The 21,437-nt window shown below is 38.8% G+C and carries 17 protein-coding genes and 1 pseudogene; 13 read left to right on the top strand and 5 right to left on the bottom strand.

All coding sequences use genetic code 11. The annotated features are described in order from the left end of the window. Nucleotides 1–78: 78 nt before the first annotated feature. A complete protein-coding gene (locus OCV52_RS20200; RefSeq protein WP_137409181.1) occupies nt 79–1,260 on the top strand; it encodes an MFS transporter in 1,182 nt (393 codons plus the stop codon). Between the two features lie 329 nt (nt 1,261–1,589). Here OCV52_RS20200 and OCV52_RS20195 read toward each other — a convergent pair whose 3' ends face one another. Then, nucleotides 1,590–2,510, bottom strand: coding sequence for an IS5 family transposase (locus OCV52_RS20195; RefSeq protein WP_261900876.1), 921 nt, complete (start codon nt 2,508–2,510; stop codon nt 1,590–1,592). 716 nt (nt 2,511–3,226) lie between these two features. Between OCV52_RS20195 and OCV52_RS20190 the strand changes: the two genes are divergently transcribed. From OCV52_RS20190 to OCV52_RS20150, 9 genes and pseudogenes are all read left to right on the top strand, one after another. Further along, nucleotides 3,227–4,240, top strand: coding sequence for a phytanoyl-CoA dioxygenase family protein (locus tag OCV52_RS20190; RefSeq protein ID WP_137409140.1), 1,014 nt, complete (start codon nt 3,227–3,229; stop codon nt 4,238–4,240). Continuing rightward, a complete protein-coding gene (locus tag OCV52_RS20185; protein WP_137409141.1) occupies nt 4,240–5,529 on the top strand; it encodes a DUF6271 family protein in 1,290 nt (429 codons plus the stop codon). The genes OCV52_RS20190 and OCV52_RS20185 overlap by 1 nt, the downstream gene beginning before the upstream one ends. A gap of 14 nt (nt 5,530–5,543) precedes the next feature. Beyond that, on the top strand, nt 5,544–6,704 hold the full coding sequence (locus OCV52_RS20180) for a type III PLP-dependent enzyme (protein WP_137409142.1): 1,161 nt from the start codon (nt 5,544–5,546) through the stop codon (nt 6,702–6,704). A gap of 37 nt (nt 6,705–6,741) precedes the next feature. Further along, complete coding sequence (locus OCV52_RS20175; protein ID WP_137409143.1) at nt 6,742–7,221, top strand: GNAT family N-acetyltransferase; 480 nt, start codon at nt 6,742–6,744, stop codon at nt 7,219–7,221. Nucleotides 7,222–7,233: 12 nt separating this feature from the next. Further along, nucleotides 7,234–8,094, top strand: coding sequence for a glycosyltransferase (locus OCV52_RS20170; protein WP_137409144.1), 861 nt, complete (start codon nt 7,234–7,236; stop codon nt 8,092–8,094). 464 nt (nt 8,095–8,558) lie between these two features. Then, nucleotides 8,559–8,696 (top strand): annotated as a pseudogene (locus tag OCV52_RS25685) (acyltransferase); the annotation flags it as partial. 11 nt (nt 8,697–8,707) lie between these two features. After that, the gene (locus tag OCV52_RS20160) at nt 8,708–9,490 is read left to right on the top strand and encodes a UTP--glucose-1-phosphate uridylyltransferase (protein ID WP_137409146.1); all 783 of its coding nucleotides are present in this window, start codon (nt 8,708–8,710) and stop codon (nt 9,488–9,490) included. A 41-nt stretch (nt 9,491–9,531) separates the two neighbouring features. Next, on the top strand, nt 9,532–10,830 hold the full coding sequence (locus OCV52_RS20155) for an MATE family efflux transporter (protein WP_137409147.1): 1,299 nt from the start codon (nt 9,532–9,534) through the stop codon (nt 10,828–10,830). 304 nt (nt 10,831–11,134) lie between these two features. Further along, nucleotides 11,135–12,055, top strand: coding sequence for an IS5 family transposase (locus tag OCV52_RS20150; protein ID WP_261900875.1), 921 nt, complete (start codon nt 11,135–11,137; stop codon nt 12,053–12,055). A gap of 489 nt (nt 12,056–12,544) precedes the next feature. On the opposite strand, the gene OCV52_RS20145 is transcribed toward OCV52_RS20150, so the two are convergent. Then, complete coding sequence (locus OCV52_RS20145; protein WP_137406800.1) at nt 12,545–13,003, bottom strand: MarR family winged helix-turn-helix transcriptional regulator; 459 nt, start codon at nt 13,001–13,003, stop codon at nt 12,545–12,547. A 130-nt stretch (nt 13,004–13,133) separates the two neighbouring features. Here OCV52_RS20145 and OCV52_RS20140 point away from each other — a divergent pair, with 130 nt between their 5' ends. Both OCV52_RS20140 and OCV52_RS20135 read left to right on the top strand, forming a co-directional pair. Continuing rightward, entirely contained in the window at nt 13,134–13,556 is a 423-nt protein-coding gene (locus tag OCV52_RS20140) for an organic hydroperoxide resistance protein (protein ID WP_137406801.1), read from the top strand. Between the two features lie 385 nt (nt 13,557–13,941). Beyond that, nucleotides 13,942–15,294: a sphingomyelin phosphodiesterase gene (locus OCV52_RS20135; protein WP_032554007.1), complete on the top strand. Its 1,353-nt coding sequence runs from the start codon at nt 13,942–13,944 to the stop codon at nt 15,292–15,294. 57 nt (nt 15,295–15,351) lie between these two features. Here OCV52_RS20135 and OCV52_RS20130 read toward each other — a convergent pair whose 3' ends face one another. After that, nucleotides 15,352–16,689, bottom strand: a complete 1,338-nt coding sequence (locus OCV52_RS20130; protein ID WP_137406802.1) for an MATE family efflux transporter — start codon at nt 16,687–16,689, stop codon at nt 15,352–15,354. An 86-nt stretch (nt 16,690–16,775) separates the two neighbouring features. Beyond that, the gene (locus OCV52_RS20125) at nt 16,776–17,627 is read right to left on the bottom strand and encodes a helix-turn-helix domain-containing protein (RefSeq protein WP_105024102.1); all 852 of its coding nucleotides are present in this window, start codon (nt 17,625–17,627) and stop codon (nt 16,776–16,778) included. A gap of 977 nt (nt 17,628–18,604) precedes the next feature. Between OCV52_RS20125 and OCV52_RS20120 the strand changes: the two genes are divergently transcribed. Then, nucleotides 18,605–20,146, top strand: a complete 1,542-nt coding sequence (locus OCV52_RS20120) for a GH3 family domain-containing protein (protein ID WP_137406803.1) — start codon at nt 18,605–18,607, stop codon at nt 20,144–20,146. A 159-nt stretch (nt 20,147–20,305) separates the two neighbouring features. Here the strand turns inward: OCV52_RS20120 and OCV52_RS20115 are convergent, their stop codons facing one another. Next, on the bottom strand, nt 20,306–21,223 hold the full coding sequence (locus OCV52_RS20115; RefSeq protein WP_137406804.1) for a DMT family transporter: 918 nt from the start codon (nt 21,221–21,223) through the stop codon (nt 20,306–20,308). Nucleotides 21,224–21,437: the final 214 nt, after the last annotated feature.

Below are 21,437 nucleotides of genomic sequence, written 5' to 3'. Positions count from 1 at the left end.
CTCCAGAAGTGTTAATGATTTGTGACTCAAGAGAAAAGCAGAGTATGATGTAACATTATCATTCAGGATTTGGCTGCTATGAGTGCATCGAAGGCGAGCTGGAAAACGCCGCAAAACTTTTTATTATTGATTTCGATTGTTGTACCTATCGCTTTTTCGAGCTGGATGGCTCTGTTGAACAATTTCGTGATAGAGAAAGCGAACTTTGACGGTGCCGATATCGGCTTGCTGCAAAGCGTTCGTGAAATTCCAGGCTTTTTAGCTTTTACTGTGTTGTTTGTGCTGGCTTTCATCCGCGAGCAGCGCTTCATGTTGGTATCGCTGGCTATGCTCACTATCGGGACGGCGATTACTGGCTTGTTCCCTTCACTTACTGGCCTTTTGTTTACCACCATTTTGATGTCGACGGGCTTTCATTATTTTGAAACCCTCAAGCAATCTTTATCCCTACAATGGCTGAGTAAAGAAGAAGCACCAGAGATGCTAGGTAAAATGATCTCGGTTGGTGCGTTAGCATCTCTGCTTACTTACGGCTCTATCTGGGGGATGTTGGAGCAGTTAAAGCTCGATTTCGTTTGGGTATATGGCATTACTGGCGGCTTAGGTTTTGTTCTGGTACTGGTGATGACTTTTGGCTTCCCTGAATTTCAAACCAAGACTCAACAAAATAAGAAACTGGTGCTGAGAAAGCGTTACTGGCTCTACTACGCGTTGACCTTCATGAGTGGGGCCCGACGACAGATATTTACCGTATTCGCAGGCTTTTTGATGGTTGAAAAGTTCGGTTACTCTGCAGCAGACGTCACTCTACTGTTTTTAATCAATTACCTGTTTAACTTCTTATTTGCAAAACGTATAGGTCGATTAATTGGTGTAATTGGTGAACGCAAGGCATTGATTTTCGAGTATGTTGGTTTGGTCGGTGTGTTTGTTGGGTATGCTTTAGTGCAAACGGCTGAATGGGCCGCAGCTCTGTACGTAGTCGATCACCTATTCTTCGCTTTAGCGTTAGCTATTAAAACCTATTTCCAGAAGATTGCTGACCCAGCCGATATGGCTTCAACTGCAGGTGTTTCTTTTACGATCAATCATATTGCAGCTGTTGTCATTCCTGTTGCCTTCGGTGTGATTTGGCTATCTTCGCCTGCGACAGTGTTCTACATTGGTGCAGCGATGGCTGTGGTTTCTTTAGCGCTGTCTTTGAATATTCCCAAGAAGCCTGAAGAGGGCAACGAAGTACGAATGTTTAGTTGGCGCTAATGCCACGGTCACCTAACGTGAGATAAATATAAAGCTCCAATAGCGATATTGGAGCTTTTTTAGTTTCTGCGGTTCATACTTTTAAATGCCCTGTTGATCTAAAGAGCTAGCAAAGTGTTTTCTGCAGCTGCGAAATGTACTGTAGCTGAAGATTGTCGTTAGAGTTTCCGCGAACAGCCCCTTCGATCCACCTGAAGCCTCAGTTAGCAAATTAAAATTTGAGGCTTGAATAGAGCGTAACTTGTTTCGATTGGTACTGCCTTTAGCATTCTCCTTGGCTTTGTTGCTTAATTCAGAGCGAAGACATGCCTGTCCCATGTGCTTGACTCTTAAACAATATACTGAGTTTCAGGCATACCTAACCCCGTAAGCTTATTCAGCGCTTTGATCATAGCGTAAGTCTCGCCAACTTGAGCGTTGTAGTTTCTCAGGCTTAATTTCCCACCTAGCAACTGTTTCACTCGATACATTGCTGTCTCTGATAGCGACCGCTTGTGATAGCCATACCGCTTTTTCCACTTATTGTTGGAGCCATAAAGCTTCTGACAACCAACTGCTAAATTGCGAGGGTGTCCTTGCTCCCAGAAGGCAGCCCCTTCGCGTGGCGGGATTAGCGGAACCGCTCGCTTTATACGTATTGCATCATGGCAATGTCTTGTGTCATAAGCACCATCACCTGATACCTCAATGATTTTACGACGTGTCTGCTTAAGTAGGTTGGGAAGCACTTCGCCATCGGTAACGTTAGATAAACTCAGCTCTGCTGCGACTATTTCGTGACTGCTAGTATCAACGGCTAAATGTAGCTTACGCCAGACTCTGCGCTTCCCATCAGTACCATGCTTTTTGACCTTCCATTCACCTTCGCCATAAACCTTGAGGCCAGTGGCATCAATTGCCAGATGTTGTATTGCTCCTCTGGTTTTGGGTTTAAATGAAACCTCAACTTCCTTAGCTCGGCGGCTTATACAGGTGTAGTGTGGGCAAACAAGTGGGATGTTAGCCAGCTTAAATACGGAGTCTAGAAATCCTTGCAGCGCTCTCAATGGCATAGAGAACACGCGTTTCACCATCAATGCAGTAGTAATGGCTAAGTCGCTGAACTGGCGAGGTCTACCACGCTTGCCTTGTTTGTTTTGCTTCCACTCGGCTATCGCTTCCTCATCAATCCAAAAGGTCAGACAACCACGATTGGTTAAGGCTTGATTGTACTGCTTCCAGTTAGTTGTTTTGTAACGAGGTTTAGGCATGAGGCTACGACGATTAAAAGGTGTAGCTGATCAGATCGTAGCTTCTTGATTTGGTTCCATCGATTTACGCAACAAAGCCATTCTCCTTTCTTATTAATGCACTTAATTGCTAACTTAATCACCACACTGTAATTCGAAAAATTAAAAAAATAGGATTTAAATAAAAATCATTTTTTTTTGATTAAATTGTCGATTTCAAATATTGCCTAAATATTAGACAAAATATCCTATGAAATATAAGGGTTATCTAAGTACCTGTTTTTTTATTGTTGTTTTTTTAGACAGGTGGTTTTTAAATTACCGATAATTAAGTGTATTGATTATGTGGTTATTCGAAAAAAAATAAGATAATTAAAATTAAGTAAAACTTAATATTTAAATTAAATATGTCAAGATCATATATATTAATAATACTTCTTGATTTACGCGGGCAGGATATTGTTGAAACGTTACATAATCGTCTACGCTTGAAAATAAATTTTCAATAAAAAATTTTTTATGGTGATATTTTTTAAATTTTCTTCACAACAATTAACATTATTCGTTGGTGGGAGAGCGGTATTTTGTGTTTTTGATGTTTTTTGTTATGGAAATGTCATGTTGGCAGTCTATTTTTGAAAAGTTACATTTCAATTTGTGGGGTTAAATAAAAAATAAAAATAAGTACATTACTCGAAAACAAATTAACCGCTGAAAAATAAGTTTAATAATATTTTATGAAAGAAAAGTTTTTTAATTCGGCCTGTGGTAGATACCAAAGTGAAGACGGAGAATCATACTTCGCAAAAAAAAATCTTAATAAAATAACTAAAGATTTACCACTTAAGGTTTTAAGTAAAGAAGACTGGAAACATTGGCAAGAATTTGGGTTTGTGATCATAAAGAGTGCAATCTCTAAGGACCTTGCAGAGAAGATACTTGATATGACCTGGGATTTTCAAAATATGGATAGGGAGAAACCAGAAACATGGTATCCAGAAAAAGTGTACCGGAGCGATCTCGATAAAGACCTTTATGTATATGGTTTTGTTGAAGTGTATCACCATCAGTTGTTATGGGATTCACGCCAAGACAGTAAAGTATACAATGCATTTGTTGATATATGGGATTGCGAAGAGCTATGGGTTACTTTGGATAGAGTGAATCTTAATCCACCTAATATATTCAACAGATCAAGAGATTTAATAAAACGGACAGATGAAGGTTTTGATATTTCGTTACATTGGGATGTGGACACGAGTTTAGAAAATCTACCACAAAGAGTTCAGGGTATTATTGCTTTGAATGACTCGAACCCGGAAACCGGAGGGTTTCAATGTTGCCCGAGTTTGTTTAGACATTTTGACGATTGGAAAGTGAAGCAGCCTAAAGATCGTGACCCTATTAGACCTAAGGTAAATAAAGAGGAGCATCCAATTGTTATTCCTCGATTAGAAGCTGGTGATATGTTGATTTTTAATGGCCTATTGGCACATGGAGTTAAAGAAAATATGTCAGAAAGAGGAGTTAGAGCTGTTCAGTATTTGTCTATGTCTCCTGCGCTCGAAGATAACAGTAATTTGAGAGAATCCAGGATCAAGTCTTGGGAAAAACTTTCAACTCCAGACTGGAACCCAACTCTATTGGGTGATGCAGTCATGCATGAATCGGAAAGGTATGGTAGTGCAAAGTTGAACGACTTAGGCAAAAAATTACTGGGTTTAGCTAAATGGTGTGAGGATAAATCGTAATGAGAAATGTATGTTTATCTCTCCCAACAAACCGTGAGTGTAAAGAGACGATTAAGCTACTTGCATATGAAGCAGAATACGCAAATAAAAAATTTGATATCAATATAAAATTACTTATTCTGGATACTTCGCCAAAAGAAATAGCTCAAGATAACCAGTCAGTTTTACAACGTTTGAAAAATGAATTATCAATAGAAATAATTTACCTGAATGAAAATGAGCAAGATAAATTCATTTCTGATATTGTAAAAACTTCCGGAGTGGAAAAACCAGAAAAAGCAATTTACCTGATGAGTCCTAAAGGAGTTTCTTATGGAGCATGTACTAATAGAGCATTCCTAATTAGCTCTGCAATGGGGTGTGATATATTGTTAAGAAGAGATTCTGACAGTCGCTATCAAAAACTGTCTAACAATTATATCTTTCCTATAGAAAATGAACTAATAGCTTTGGGAATAAAAGCTAAAGATATTATTGATAAGGTTAACTCTAGCTCATTAACTCATAAGCAAGAGTTAATGCCTATTTCTTTAGTTGGTGGCTCCTTTATTGGTGAGATGTCAGTCGATATAAGTGAACTCAAGGAATTATCACCGTCTGCCTATTCTAAGGTGGTTGGTTTGTGGGCTCCTACAGGTTCGACCGAAGAAGAGAAAAAGTCCTTGGTCGATGTTTCATTTACTGGTGGAGGTACTACACGATTTACAAAAGACCATAAATGCCTTGGAACATCTGATCCTATGAAGATAGATATGTGTAATGTTGGTTTTTATAAAGTTCACCAACATATACCTCTACCACCGGGCGAAGAGACGACAGGCTCAGATTACTTCCTGTTACATTTTGTAAAAAGCTCTACATTACCAGGTATATCTCATAATAGACATATTGAAAACTTTTATACTCCTGTAAGAAAAACAGATGATGGATTTAAAAAATCTCAATTAAGATTCTGTAAGTTTCTGATATCTATGCCATATCTATATTCAATTTATGAGAGCATGGAAAAATATGGCAGTAATATAATTAATGAAGAGTATGAACCTAGAGTTGAACTAATTAAAAGTTTTATCGATAAGAGTATATTGATAAATGAAAATGTCTGTAACGAAAAAATAGAAATTTTGATAAATGAGTATGAAAAGCTCGGAGGTCGATATGAAAAATTTGCAACTGATTTGAAAGAGAAAAAAGTTAGCTTGTTAAATGAAGTAAAGGAAGATTTTAAAAATTTCTCTTACTTGGTTTCCATTTGGCCAAATCTAATTTCAACAGCTTTAAATAGATAATTTATATAGTAAGTATGATCTCAAATAAACAAATAGAAGTACTTAAAAGTACAAAAGAAGACTGTATTGTATTTGATAGAGAAAATATAGAAAGACAGTACAACAGACTTAAGGAAGAAATTCCTAACTTGGATATAAGATTTGCTATTAAATCCTGCCCTCTTGACGAAGTCCTAAACACTTTATCAAATAAAGGTTCTGGGTTTGATGCTGCAAGTCCTAATGAGATTATTCAAGCACTAAAGACTGGAACCAAAGTCGATAAAATTCATTATGGAAACACTATTAAATCAGATGTTCAAATTTCGAATGCTTTTAACTTAGGTATACGTGACTTTGCAACCGATAATATCGATGACACTAGGGCCATTGCACAATATGCTCCTGGAAGTAATGTTTTTTGCCGAATAGCAACCGATGGCAAAGGTGCTGTATGGGGGTTAAGTAAGAAATTTGGTTGTTCGTTGAGTGAGGCAATTAAAATTCTTAAAGAAGCTAAAATTAACGGTCTTATTCCAGCTGGTATTTCACTACATATAGGTTCACAGCAAATGAACCCTTTGTCTTGGGATAAAATATTTGATCAGTTAGATATATTACTTTTAAAAATAAAAGATGAAGGTATACAGTTAAAATATATAAATTTAGGCGGGGGGTTGCCAGCTTCAGGTTATTTAGATAAATCTGGCAATAAGCTTACGCCTCCAATTAATAGTTTGATTTTAGCTATTAAGACAGGTATTAAAAAGTTAGAAAAAACTGCTGGATATTCATTAAAATTTATTATGGAGCCTGGACGATTTCTTGTTGCAGACTTCGGAATAATCAAGACCCAAGTCGTGCGTTTAACTGAGCGAGTACAACCTAATGGTCAAAAGCAAAACTGGCTATTTTTAAATTGTGGTAAGTTTAATGGGCTTTATGAAACAGATGCACTGACTTACCCACTTTTTTTTCCTAACAGCCAATCTGAAGACCGTGTTGGGGCGATTATTGCAGGTCCGACATGTGATAGCGATGATGTATTTAATTGTGAAAAAGAGTTAATTGGTATTCCAAAAGATTTAAAACCAGGAGATCCAGTTTGGATTTTATCATGCGGTGCTTATTCTGCTAGTTATACAACTTTGGGTTTTAATGGTTTTGAACCTCTTACTCATAAGTTCGTAAATTGATGATTTTTAATTTATTATAAAATATAAGAATTAACTTATGATTATAAGAGAGATAGAGAAGCGAGACTGGGATTTTATATTGAAAATTCAGAGAGACTCTTATGGCTTTGAATTCGAAGAGCCGAGAGTTTCACTTGAGTCAAAAGTATTTTTTTCAAAAAAAACTTGTTTTGTTATCGAGATGGATAGGGTTATATGTGGTTATATTATAGCATTGCCATATCCCAAAAATTCATACCCTGCTTTAAATAGCATTGAGTACGAACCTCATAAATCAAAGAATATACATATTCATGATTTAGCTTTATCTTCTGAGAAAAGAGGGGCGGGCCTAGCGAGTATACTCTTTAGATTTTTTGAAAAAAAATCTAAAGATTTTAATTTTTCCTCTATTTCACTAGTTGCGGTTAATGGTGCTTCTGAATTTTGGAATAAAATGAACTTTAAGAAAGAATTACCACTTCATAACATGTTTTCCTATGGTGATAATTCTGAATATATGATTTTGTCAATATAGAAGAAAATAATAATGAAATTAAGTGTTGTTATCCCAACTTATAATAGAAGTCAATTGCTAAGCTACACATTAACTTCTCTGGTTTCTCAATCTAATAGTAATTTTGAAGTTATTGTCGTTGATGATGGTGGTAGTGATGATTCACGACAAGTTTGCGAAATATTCAAAGACAAATTAAATTTAAGGTATATTTGGCAAAAAGACGATGGCTTTCGAGCTGGAAAAGCTCGAAATTTAGGTTTATATGCAGCTGAGGGTGATTATATTGTTTTTATTGATACTGGCGTGCTTCTACAAAAAGATGCTATAGATAAACATATTGAAATTCATGAGAATTCAAAGTTCCCTACTGTCTGTATCGGATATGTGTATGGCTTTGAGATTTCGAATGAAAAACTTGAAGAGATAGAGCCTCACCTTAAAGATAAAAATACAGAGCAATTAATTTCTATGATGGAAGACTTAAATGCTTTAGATATTAGACAATCACTATATGATGAATTTGGCTATAACATTTCATCTTGGCCAGCGCCATTTGATCTTTTTTGGACTTGCCATGTTTCAGCAGAAAGAGAGGAATTAATTAAATCTGGTGCATTTGATGAGTCATTCAATTCATGGGGTGGGGAAGATGTAGATCTCGGTATCAGATTATTTATGAATAACAATAAATTTGTTGTAGATAGAGGTTTATGCTCCGTTCACTGGCCTCATGAAAAAGAAGTTAGTGATAAAGCAGCAGAAGCAAATAATGCAGCATTGAGAATTCATGATAAATATAATATATGGCAAACATCTTTCTATAGTGTACCAATAGAAGATAAAATTTTCTCTCTCAATAAATCAATATTTTTAAATGCGGAGCATATGTAATGCCTTTGTATAAAAACATTTACCTTACGGGATTTGATGGCTCTAGCTCGTTACTTGGGCAAACCAGTGCTGTCTGTGGTGACCCTGATCTCACTTTTACCTGGTGTTATGATAAAAAATACAATCACCTTCCTGTTAATAAAGATACATTTAAAAATGTTATAAGTATTGGTGAGAGGTGTTATTTGGAGTCGAGAGATATCCTTGCATTCCCAAACAGTAAAATAAAACTAACATCAGTTAAAGTAAACGATGGAAGTCCAGGTATTATTTCTATCGCCAACAATGTTGTTTTACAAGGTACGTGTATTATTTCTTATGAATCTGTAACTGTAGAAGACAATGTCACTTTCGGTCCTGGTGTTACGATTATGGACTCTGATGGTCACCCGTTGCTTGGAAGAGGGGAAAGCGATGAAGCCGAACGTATATTATCAAAACCAGTCATAATTAAGGAACATGCTTGGATAGGAAAAGGTGCAACAATTCTTAAAGGTGTAACTGTAGGAGAGCATGCAGTGGTATCAACTAATAGTGTTGTTACTCGTGATGTGCCAGCATACTCAATTGTTATGGGTAATCCCGCTAAAGTAGTCAAAAATATCAAGTCAATATGAAAGTAGTTATCCCAGCAGCAGGTCGTGGCACCAGAATGTTCCCTGCTAGTAAAAGCATCCCCAAAGAAATGTTAGTCGTTACAGATAAACCAGTTATTGATTATGTCGTTGGTGAATGTATTGCCTCAGGATTTAAAGAAATAGTTTTTGTTTTAGGTCCAGGAAAGGAATCTATCAAAGATTATTTTGAAAAAAGTGATAGCTATAAAGGTATTAAGTTTGAATACATTTACCAGAAAGAGCCATTGGGTTTAGGCCATGCTGTGTTGTGTGCATACCCTTATATCGGAAATAAACCTTTTGCAGTAGCTTTACCTGATGTCTTGCTGAAACCGTCAAATAGATCTTTTAAAAGTATGAAAGAAAGCTTTTATCAAGATCACCTAAGCAAAGTGATGGTAAAAGATGTTCCATGGGATCAAGTTTCATCTTATGGAATAATAGATGTTGAAAACAAAAATTATTTTTCACCAGGTTCTATAAGTAAGATTGTAAACATGGTTGAAAAACCTCTCAATGGTGAAATAAATTCTAATTTCTCGGCTATCGGTCGTTATATTTTTACAGAAAATATTTGGAATTTACTTTGTAATGTAACTCCAGACCCTTCAGGTGAAGTCCAATTAACAACAGCAATTAGAGAGCTATATAACTCTTGTGCTTACTATATGATTGGGAAAAGTTATGACTGTGGATCAAAAGTGGGATATATAAATACATTTATTGAATTTTCCTTATTAAATGAAAATTATAAACATTCTATTGAAATCTCACCTTAATATTAATATGGGAAGCGAATAGCTTCCCATTTGGTACTTTTATGTTAAAAAGAATATTTTATCTTTACTCTATTGCATTGCCGATCGCTGTTCAGAGTTTAATTGTTTCATCTAAATCATTTGTTGATACATATTTGTTAACTTTATCCAGTTTTGAAAGTGTTTCTGCCGTAGGTATAGCATCAAAAATTTTTCTTGTTGCCTTTATAATTTTATCAGGTATCTCAACAGGTGCTAGTTATGTGATGTCTCATAACTCTGAAAGTGTTGAATGTATAAGCTATTCTAGCAAATTTACCCTTAGGTTTGGCTGCGGGGTTGCTCTACTTATTATCATTTTAGTATATTATATTAAAGATTATATAATTTCATTTTCAAGTGAAAATAAAATTATACTTTCCTTATCCTCTAGTTATATAGATATTGTTCTTTTTAGTCTTATATTTATTTCTGTAACCTTAACATTATCGAGTCTAATTCGTATTAAAGGTGATTATAGGACTCCGTCATATATATCGATTTTTTCTGTTTTTATTAATATTACCATTAGTTTTGTGTTGGTATATAATTTCAAACTTGGTGTAATAGGTGCTGCGTATGGTACTGTTATAAGCTCTTTAATAGAATTTATAATTATCGTTTATATATCTTATAGACGATTTTCTGTCTTGTTGAGAATAAAATGTTACAAACCAGGTTTAATGTCTAGAATATTTAAGCAAGCTTTTTTCTCTTCATCTTCAGGTGTAATATGGGCTGTAGGTGCTTCCGCTTTTTATATTTTAGTAGGAAGTCGAGGTCAAGAAGTTCTCTATATTATGTCAATAATTAGTCCAATTGAAGCTGTTGTTCTCTCTTTTACTATTGGGCTTTCTGTATCAACCGGTATAGAAATAGGGAAAAATATACCTAATAGAAGTAATGATTATATATTTGAAGATGCTAAAATATCAATTATAAGCTCATTTTTAATGTCATTTTTAATCTCAATGCTACTTTTAATATCTAAAGATTTAATTTTTAAATTATTTAATTTAAATAAACTAATTATCGATGCTGATATTTTCTTTTATATTATGATCTTTAGTATATTCATTAAAAGCTTATCAATACAGCTGATGAATGGTGTTATACGAGCTGGCGGTGATGGTCTTTTTTGCTTGAGGTGTGATTTTATTTTTCAATGGCTATTTACTTTGCCTCTTGTTTTGTACTTAAATTCAATCTCAATGTCAGTGATTTATATATATTCTATTGTTTTGATTGAAGAATTTTTAAAACTTATCCTTTCTATCTTTCGCTTTAATTCTGGGAAATGGCTCCACAACTTAGCCGCTTAGGTCTGTACTATGTTATTTTTATACTTAGTCAACTTTTAATTTTAAAATTGAAATTGAAATTGAAATTGAAATTGAAATTGAAATTGAAATTGAAATTGAAATTGAAATTGAAATTGAAATTGAAATTGAAATTTTAGTTTGGTATTTTATATCACAGGCATCAAGCAAAAAAGCTCCAATAGCGATATTGGAGCTTTTTTAGTTTCTGCGGTTGATACTTTTAAAGGCTTTGTTGCGTAATTCAATGGAACTAAATCCAGAGCCTACGATCTGATCAGCTACGTCCACTACCTCTCGTAGCTCTATGCCTAAACCTCGTTACAAAACAACCAACTGGAAGCAATATAACCAATCACTCATTAACCGTGGTTCTCTGACCTTTTGGATTGATGAAGAGGCAATAAGCGGCTGGGCGCAAAGCAAACAAAATAAGCGTGGGAGGCCACGTCGGTTCAGTGATTTAGCTATCACGACAGCACTCATGGTGAAACGGGTTTTTTCTATGCCATTGAGAGCGCTGCAAGGATTTATCGACTCGATATTTAGGTTAGCCCATGTACCGTTAAGTTGTCCGCATTACACCTGCATCAGTCGTAGAGCCAAGCAAGTTGAGGTCTCATTTAAGACTAAAACGAGAGGAGCGATACAGCACCTGGCCATTGATGCTACTGGCCTTAAGGTTTATGGCGAAGGTGAATGGAAAGTCAAAAAACATGGGACGGATGGCAAGCGTAGAGTCTGGCGAAAGCTTCATATTGCCGTCGATACCAACACTCATGAGATCATTGCCGCCGAGCTAAGTTTATCAACGGTTACAGATGGAGAAGTACTCCCGAATTTACTAAAACAAACACGCCGAAGTATCCTTGAGGTGTCTGGTGATGGCGCTTATGACACAAGAGCGTGTCACGCTGCTATTAAGATTAAGCGAGCCGTTGCGCTTATTCCCCCAAGAGAAAGAGCAGCCTTCTGGGAGCGTGGTCACCCTCGAAATCTCGCCGTGGGTTGCCAGAAGCTATACGGTTCAAATAAGTATTGGAAAGAGCGGTATGGATACCACAGACGTTCATTGTCAGAAACAGCGATGTATCGAGTTAAACAGTTGCTAGGAGGCCGATTGAGCTTAAGAAATTACAATGCACAGGTGGGGGAAACTTACGCGATGATAAAAGCGTTGAACAAGCTTACTGGGTTAGGTATGCCTGAAACTTGTCGTATTGACTAAAAAGCATGCGAAACAGGGTGGCTCTGTCTCTAAACTGAATTACGCAACAAAGCCACTTTTAAACGCTCTGTTGATCTAAAGAACTAGCAAAGTGTTTTCTGTAGCTGCTCCACACACTGTAGCTGAAGATTGTCGATCAGATTTCAACAAATAGACGACTCTCCCCTTTTTCTGGGAATAGCTTCGGTAAATGATGATACCCAATGCCATGAAAACAAAACTGCGAGCAATTGCTATGAGTTTTGCTTGTTTGGGGCTTGCCGGGGCCTGAAAGAGTCTAGCTATCACTAAGTTAATGCCCATTAGTGAGCTGATGACAAGATTAGTGCGAGTGAAGTAGCAATCAATTCAATCAGATGATGTGATCTCCCTAAGTAAAGATCAGCAATGTTGAGAGCAAGCCGGTACACAAAGCTTATAAACAGTAAGCCATTGACTAAGGCGCTTTTTGTTTCTGATTTATAAGTCGTCTTTATGCGCTCCGTTTTGTTAGCCCAGATTATCGAGCACTTTGCCGCACAGTTTCTTCAGCATGATCATTTCATCCAACTCTAATGAAATTTTGCACATCATGGCGTTTGGCACTGACTTGGCGTGCTCTCTGAGGTCACGACCCCGCTCGGTTAGATTGAGTACACGAACGCGCTCATCCGTTTCACTGCGACCACGCTCTACGTAGCCTTTTGTTTCTAATCGTTTAAGCAACGGCGTGAGTGTGCCTGAGTCTAAATGCAGTTGTGATCCCAATTCTTTCACGCTGGCACCGTCTTTCTCCCATAACACAATCATCACTAAATATTGTGAGTAGGTCAGATCAAGCTCGTCCAACAGCGGACGGTAGGCTCGAATCACCGCATTCGCTGCGCTATAGAGAGGGAAGCAAATTTGGTTTTCGAGTAAGAGTTTATCGTCGTCGGTCATGATGTTGTCGGTGTGACACTGGCTCATTGGCGTTGCCTAGCTATCCATGGAAAAAAACATAATAAATTGTGCGCAATATAGTTGCAACGATCTTTAATTCGATATAAGGTTGTGAGCAACTAAATAGTGCGCAACTTAAATTAAAAAGGAAATTAGTATGACTACAATCTATAAAACTCAGGCTACTGCAGTGGCTGGTCGCAATGGTCAAGTAAAAACAAATGACGGTCTTTTGGAGTTAGAACTGGCTTATCCTAAGGAGATGGGGGGAACGGGTTCGGCGACAAACCCAGAACAACTTTTCGCGGCGGGCTATTCGGCATGCTTTTCTAGTGCGATTCAGCACGTAGCGCGAGAAGATCAAATGGATATAGAGCCAGCTCCTGTTACTGCAGAAATAGGTATTGGGCCGAATAATGACGGTGGATTTGCACTGACGGTGAGCCTAGCGGTTGAGCTAAACATGTCACAAGAAGAAGCGTTGAAGCTAACTCGTCGCGCGCATCAGGTGTGCCCGTACTCAAACGCGGTTCGTGGCAACATTAATGTCGCAGTAATGGTAAATGGAGAAGCGATCTAAGCCGTTCTATCATGTCACAAAGAAAAGGAAGCCTGCAATTACGCAGGCTTTTTATATTGGTATTAGGCGAGAACATTTAACGCGACTCTAGTGGGTAAGATCGGTGGCTTCAAATGTTCTGAGAACGCAGTGTATTTAGGTCGATATTAATGGTAGTCATAAAACCACCTAGTGCATGCAATGCTTAGTGCTTCAGCCTTGAGATTAAAACTTCTTATTATGGGAAATAATCGATCATAAATTTAAATAAAAGAACACAATATTAACATTAAAGTAACAATTTGGTTACACTGCACGTTTTGATTTTCTTTTCGTTGCGCTTGGTTGCATATGGAGTTTAGCTTGAACCCGCATGTCTACGTGTAACAACGAATAAGGATTATTAATGATGAGAACATTGACTATTGCCGCTTTGTTGTGGGCAATGACGTTCCAAGCACTAGCTACTTCTGTCTACTACATTAACCGCACGGATGAACCTGTCCGTATTAACTTTATCGCGGATGCCACGGCCCCAGTTGAAAACGGCAACCAATATCGCTTGACCTCAGAGCAAATTATCATACCCGCTTACCAACGAGTTAAGGTAGCTGACTTTAATCGTTATTACGGGATAGTCAACGGTGCAACTTATGATTATTTTATGCATGTTGAACGTGCAAACGGTTATGGAGGATGGATAGAGGAAACCGGTACTCCGGTAGCGCAATTGCGTTTAGTCGGTCATGGGGCAGGTACCACGCTTTCCTACGGGTATAAAAGGTTCGTTTTAAAAACAGATTATAATCCCTACGTGACCAATCTTAACCGCGGTGACGGTAGTCATACTGAGTTCGGAGTAAAAGCGGTTTATACCTCTGGCTTTGATGACGTTGAGTTTGTGATTGCTGACCATGATATTGCCGACATGGAGTACCGAGATCATGTGCTGACGGTCGCTACTTATAACCTATGGATGATTCCTTCTGTCTCTTCGGACATTGATGCTCGTGCTGCTCTGATGGAACACAGTTTGTCCGGCTATGATGTTTTGGTCTTACAGGAAGCGTTTTCGAGCGCGAGAGATCCAATGTTTGACGCTTTAGAGCTGGAATACCCTTACCAAACCGACGTCGTCGGTGGTGATAGCGCTGCACTTTATGATGGTGGTGTTGTTACGTTAAGTCGCTACCCAATTTTAGAGACGGATGCTTTGGTGTTTGATCACTGCTCTGGGACAGATTGTTATGCTGATAAAGGAATTGTTTACACTAAAATCGATAAAAATGGTCAGATATACCATATTTTCAATACACACCTAGCTTCGTTTAATACAAGTGCCGCAAAAAGATTACGTCGCTTGCAGCTTGGGTTATTACGGACTTTTATGTTGACTAAACAAATACCAGCCGACGAGGCAGTCATTTATGCAGGTGACTTTAACATCGATAAAAATAGCGATTTTATGGAGTACTTGCTTATGTTGGCTACGCTTGAGGTTGATCCGCCAACTTACCTTGGATATCGAGAAGCAACATTTGACCCGAGTATAAACTCATACGCGTCTGCTAAATACTCTGGTGGCTCCCAATCTGAGTACCTCGATTATGTACTCGTTAGTTCAGAGCACCGCAGAGCCTTTGAAAATACGAATACCGTTAAGTTGAGACAGCGGGTGAGCGAAGAGACGTGGGGTGAGTGGCATTTGTCAGATCACTTCAGTGTGGAGGGCCAATTCGTCTTTGATGAACGTGAATAAGTCGTTTTTTAATCTATCCGGGTCTACAGGCTGTTTGTAGGCCCGGAATATTCGATATCAAGAATAAGCTGGTGAAAGAGCTTTACGTTTGTAGTTTAGCAACATGCTCAAACTGATCACCGCGGTGAGCGATTCTGCAAAGACAATGCTTGCCCAAATGCCGTCTTGCGGGAAGAGCTTAGGCAGTAGTAATACACCTAGCGCAACAAACACAAACCCTCGACATAAGGAAATAAGCGTCGCTTGTTTTGGCTTGGCAATGGCTTGGAACAGGTTGGCAATCACCATGTTTAACCCCATCAAAGGTACGCCGAAGAAGTAAAACGTCAGCGCGCTTGCGGCGATTGGGATTAAGTCATTCGCATTACCTAAGTAAATTGAGGCAATCAGTGGCGCCAACAGCCAGATACCTAACAGAAAGACCGTACCGCTGCCCATGGCTGCTTTCACCCCCAGTTTTAGAGTCTCGTCAATGAGTTCTGGGCGTCCTGCTCCGTGATTAAAGCTAAGGATTGGCTGACATGCTTGTGCGATGCCTACCATGACAAATAGGGCAAATATACCAACGTTTGTGGTCAAACCGTAGGCGATAATGTAGCCCTCACCGAACTGGTTTAGTAGGACATAATTGAACAAAATAATGGTCATTGCTGATGTGAGTTCAAGAAAGAAAGTCGGTGTACCTATACTTAAAATTTCTTTCGCTTTACTTAATCCGATGCCTTTTAAATTAAGCCTCAACGTGCCTTTCTCTCCGGCGAGATGAGTGATCAAAATTAATGCAATTAGTGTTTGTGCGACTGCCGTTCCATAGGCTGCCCCTGCCATTCCCATGTCCATTTTCATGATGAACAAATAATCGCATGCTAGGTTAGCTATCGCACCAAAAGACATGGCATAAGTGGCCAGTTTAGGGTTTGTATCGTTGCGCACAAAGCAGGATAGAACCCAAGCGAGTGAATAGATGACGAAAAACGGTAGCATCGCAGACAGATAATCGTGAGCATGTTTCGCTATAGAGCCTGTGGCTCCAATTAAGGCAATAATTTCATCTAGCCAGACTATGCCAACTCCAACCGTTATGCTCGAAAGCAGCGCTATGAGCAAGATTGATTGACTAAACCAGATTTGACTGGCTCTGGATTTTCCTTTGCCAACTTCTATCGACATTTTGGCGGCGCCACCAATCCCAACCATCATTGCAATGGCGGTAAAAATGGAGAATGGCGCAACAATTAATGCCATTGCACCAACTCCCTCGGAGCCGATGCCCATCCCGACGATGAGTGTATCGCCCATTATGAACAAGGATTTTATTAACATGCCAGTTAGCGCTGGCCATAGATACTGATAAAAGGATTTTGAAATAGGGTCAGTGTTTAAGTTGATAGCCATGGAATAGAAAAATACCCGAATGTGATGAATTTATTTTCGGGTATTATTGGTACATTCAAACGTGGATAAAAGGGATTATCCACCCTTTATATTGTACTATCTAAACATCGGTGACGAAATTCTGCAGGTGTTTCTCTCTTTTGCTTTCGATAGAAGCGGCTGAAATAAGCAGGGTCATCAAAGCCCAATTCAAAGGCGATGGTCTTGACGGATTTGGTCGAAAACACCAGCTCTCGATTCGCTTCTAATATAATTCGGTCATGAATCAGTTGCGTGACCGTCTTGCCTCTGTCCGCCTTCACTAATTCGTTGAGACGTTTGCTGGTGAGAGCTAAGGCATCGGAGTAGAACTGGCATTTCTTTTTTTCGCGATAATGCAGTTCAATCAATTCGATCAATTGAACAATGCGAGCATCTTTCTGCTTCCCTTTTTGGGATGGCTTTTTAGAAAAGCGCAATACGTAACGTAAAAAACTGTTAAGGAGTGATTCTACAAGCTCCCAGTCGCACGCCTTTCGTTCGCATTCTTCTAGGAGCAGTGTGTAAATTGATTCTAGGTAGGGAAAACCCTCTTCGTTGCAATCAAGGTACGGTGGACGATCAATCGTAGAAAATACGGTATTCACCAGTTGCGTGCTACGTGGATTAGTTTCAGCGAAGCCGGGGCTGAATATCAACATGCGAACGCTTTTGCCCATGAACTCAGAATGGTGAACCTGCCCCGGTGAAATGGTAAATAAACGGCCGCGGCGGTTTTGGTATTCGATGAAATCGATGCTTTGCGTTCCGCTATTATCCAAACACCACACGATTTCCCAGTACTCGTGACGATGCGGCTCGATGAACTGTGCTTCTTGGATACCTGAAAATTCCAGCGCTCGGCAAGGTTCTCCTAAAATGAGCGGTATTTTTGGAATAGGCAGGGTGGTATTGCTCATGAAGTTTTCAACCGTTCTTGGAGATGATGGCTTTATTATTAATCGAATGACTTTTATCTTGCACGGCTTTTATTTTGATCAAGAGTCGGTAAGTCCCATATAACCAATACCAGAATGAGAACCCTCAATACATACTGGGTCTTCCTAATTAGGCTTAGAAGGCGACATTTTCGCGTTCTGGTTGAGACCAGATACGGTGAGCTTAAACTGTTTAATCGGAATCGAAACTTACCACTCGGTTGGATACTTTCCGCCATTTCACACCTTGCCTCATGCGTTATTCGCGCTTTATCCGAGTACTGGCGTTACTATAAAAAGAATGTTTATCAATATTCAACGCTTTGGGATGAAAGAACGTTTTATAGCTGTGCAAATAGCGTTGTAGGAATTGCTCAGCGTCGAGTCGCAAAGGTGCTAGTAACAGTAGCCAACGAAAAGATTTTGTGGGCTAGTTGCTGGTGTCCTGATTCCTAGCCTTACCAGTACAGCCTGTTTGTTGAAAAACATGCAAAGTAACCTCCTCATTTTTCGCGTAGTTCATTATCAAATTTGAGCATAAAGTTGTTAATGCGAGTGTCAGAATTAGCATAGCCTCTTTGTAGGTAAATGCGTCCTCAGTCAATAGAACTTACCACCCTACGCAACACTATGGTTGTTGCATTATAAATAGTGATTGGATTCAAAAATCATACAGTCCTTTAAAATATTTTAATATAAAACAGTGTGAATATAGTTTGTTTGACTAATGTTAGTTGGCTAACAAAGGAGTAATGACTGGAATTGCGAAGACCAATTTGGTTTTCGGAGACAAGCGGAGCGTGAAGGAGCAAATAGTAATGGCTTACATGCTTTTATAGGTTGTGCCTGAATATTAGTGCCTTTTACTAAAAAGATGCGCATTCAATACCGTCTATCTACTTACCTTTTTGTTACGCAGTTCATGTAAACAAACTCCACCTAATGATAAGGACTAAAAAGTGAAAATTATCCACACACTTCGGTATGCTCAAACTAAGAGGAAATATAAAAAACTACTTAAAGACCCCATCTCTGGACAAAGTAATGTATTTAAGAAACTGATAAAGTCGGGGCGGAAGACCCAATTCGGCAAGCAAAATAATTTTTCTAGTATTTGCACCGTTAGAGATTTTCAATCACTTGTTCCCATTCAGACTAACGAAACGATCGCCCCTTACATGCGAAGAGTTGTTCTTGGAGAAGAGAGTGTGCTTTGGCCGGGCAAGCCTCGTTACTTTGCTTGTACGTCAGGTACCACGGGAGAAATTAAATATGTTCCTGTGACAAAAGAAAGTCAGGCAAATCAATTGTTAGGCTCAATGCAATTGGCACATTTATACCCTTTAATAAGCCAGCAAAAATCACTAGTTCATGCTAATTGTATTGCTCTAACGGGGTCATGTAAAACAGTCTCGATGAATGGTTTTCCTATTGGTAGACTATCAGGGCTGACTCGAAAGCTATTGCCTAAAAGGCTGTTTAAAGGAGTTGTACCGGTTGAAGAAACTTTAGACATTCCTGAGCATGAAGAGATGATGCTACAAATTGCGCGAGAAGCCATTAATGCCAAGGATATTCGTTCTATGGTCGGCTTTCCTTCCTGGGTAGTTGTAATGTTACAAGCTTGCCAAAAAGTTTCTGGCTCTGAGTGCTTACATCATATCTTCCCAAATCTTGATACCTTCTATTCTTCGGGGACTCGATATCAACCTTACTTACCCGCAATAGAAAAAATGCTAGGCCATAAAATCAATGTTCGAGAGTTTTATTGCTCCTCGGAGGCCTTTTTTGCTGTGCAAGATTTAAAAGAAGACGGTATGTTGCTCGACACTCATAACGGCGTTTTTTTTGAATTCATTCCGTTGAGCGAATTTCATACAGCGACGCCCACATGTCTCTCTTTACAAGAGGTTGAGAGAGATCAAGCCTACGTGATGTTGATTTCGACGTTTTCGGGCTTATACCGTTATTGTGTAGGCGATATCGTAAGATTTGTTTCCATCAACCCTTACCGTATCGTGGTATGTGGTAGGACACAGCATGAGTTAAATATTATGGGTGAACATATCCGTAGCGAACATGTTGAGTTGGTAATGAGTCAAGTCGCGGAAAAGTTAAATATTAGTGTGCATGAGTTTACGGTCGCTCCTAGCCCGATTTGCAATGATACCAAGTTATTTTACCATCATTGGTTTATTGAAATACCTGATAATGAACAGGTTAATTTATCGATTTTAGCTGAAGAGCTTGATAAAGCATTAATGTCACAATGTGCGTTCTATCAAGCATTCCGAAGTAAGGGAGAACTCAGCATACCCATAGTAACAAGGCTAAGAGAACGCTCATTTTGCGACTACCTAACTGAAAATAAAAAACAAGTTGATAATCAACAAAAGGTACCTAGAGTGTCCAATAACCGTGAAATTGCGAACTTTCTACTCGGTCAAATGGATTCAATTTCTCAAGTCACAACCCTTGAAGAAATATATGAGGCTGGGTGAGAAGTTTTATATGACTGAGTAAGTGCTACTTTGCGTAGTTAGAGAGTGTGTTCATCCTCACTCCAGTTAAACATATAGACTAATAGACAAGGCCCCAGAAACACACGCTTTGTTTCTGGGGCAGTTTGAATATGGCTTTGGTTTTAGTTGTTTAGCTACTTAGTTAGTGCTTGCCGTTTTAAGCGTTGAACGCAGCTTGAAGGTGCTCTTCGGTGCTTTAGTTAGCAAGATGCCACAAAGCAGAGGGATCATCATAAGCAGAGACTGTTCTGAAAGCACCTCACCGTTGATGTAGCAAGAGATCAGTAGCGCAACCACTGGGAAGATAAGGAAACAAATGGATGCTTGGAACGGTGTCGAAACCTGACCTAGTTTGAAGTAAGCCACAATACCGCCGACACTCGCTACAAAACCTAGGTACACGACCGCTGAGATAGAATCCCAAGTGAAAGATTCTATGTTTACGTTCTCACCAACAGCCGATACAGCAAATAAGAACATCGCAGCAATAAAGCTTGGTACAGCGTTGTAAGTCAGTACTTCGATGCCTTTACAGTGTTTTTGAACTAACACGTACATTACCGCGTGAATTGCAACCGCAAGACCCAGGCAAACCGTACCGATAAAGTAGTCATCACCGCCCATTTGCATTTCGTTGCCAAGAATTAAACACAGGCTGATAACCGCGGTAACTAGGCCGAATATTTGATGTTTCGCTAAGCGTAGACCAAGGAATAAACCCGACATCAGCATCACAGCAACAGGCATATTAGCGAAGATAATCGAAGCCAAACCAGAAGAGATGTATTGCTCACCATAGATCATCAAAGTGAACGGAATCGCGAAATACATCAGTGCCACAATAAGTAGCCATTGACGCTTGCCCTTAGGGAACAGTAAAGGTTGATTGAAGGCTTTTGCTAATACTGCAAGCAGAGGGGCTGCAAGTAAAAAGCGCAGTCCAGTAGCAAAAATTGGTGGGATAGAATGCAATGCCACTTCCATAGCGAACCAAGTGGTTCCCCAAATTAAGCAAACAGAGACAAAAAGCAAGATAGTTAGCGACTTCGAATTCATGGTGACTACTCATTAATAATTATTTTAAATCATAGGCTTGTAGCGCCTTAATGACGTGGCACAGTATAAGGAGGTCGTCGGAGAAAAAGTTTGTCTTTTTGTCTCTAATTGAAATGAAATGTAGAAATTAAATCTCTAATATAACCAATGAGAAGTAAATATTTTTACCAATTGATATTTTAATAAAGTCATTGTTCTTTGTGAGGTTTAATTT

Origin of the sequence: Vibrio chagasii (assembly GCF_024347355.1) — a bacterium.
In the GTDB taxonomy this organism is placed as follows: domain Bacteria; phylum Pseudomonadota; class Gammaproteobacteria; order Enterobacterales; family Vibrionaceae; genus Vibrio; species Vibrio chagasii.
The sequence above is the reverse complement of the archived record's forward strand: the minus strand, read 5'-3'. Positions and strand labels throughout refer to the sequence as shown.